The organism is Streptomyces sp. DH12, assembly GCF_020873895.1.
In the GTDB taxonomy this organism is placed as follows: Bacteria; Actinomycetota; Actinomycetes; order Streptomycetales; family Streptomycetaceae; genus Streptomyces.
In genome coordinates this window covers 1-465 of sequence record NZ_JAHWGT010000955.1, presented here as the reverse complement: position 1 = coordinate 465, position 465 = coordinate 1, and the positions used below count along the sequence as shown (strand labels likewise).

Genomic DNA, 465 nt, shown 5'->3' with positions numbered 1-465 from the left:
GGCGTGCCGTGGACGAGAAGCTCCGCCGTGCCGTCGGCGTGCACGTCCTGCCCGCAGACCACTCGCGTGCCCGGTCCGTGCTGGCGGCGGCCCGCTCCTCGGCCCTGCTGGGCGATCCGCGCTTCGTCCAGGTCCTCGACGCCGTCGAGGAGAACGACCTCGTCTACGTCGTCCACGAGTGGCTGCCCGACGCCACCGAGCTGACCACCCTTCTCGCCTCCGGCCCGCTGGAGGTGTACGACGCCTACCAGATGGTCAGTCAGGTCTCGAGCGCCATGGCGGCGGCCCACCGTGAGGGCCTCGCCCATCTGCGCCTCAATCCCACCGCCGTCCTGCGCACCTCGACCGGCCAGTGGCGCATCCGCGGTCTCGCCGTCAACGCCGCGCTGCGCGGCGTCAGCTCGGACACCCCGCAGCGCTCGGACACCGAGTCGAGCGGCGCCCTCCTGTACGCGGCGCTGACCC

Annotated in this window: 1 pseudogene; it reads left to right on the top strand. The window is 73.1% G+C overall.

Going from position 1 to position 465, the window contains the following annotated elements:
• Nucleotides 1-465 (top strand): annotated as a pseudogene (locus tag LPA54_RS37960) (serine/threonine protein kinase); the annotation flags it as partial.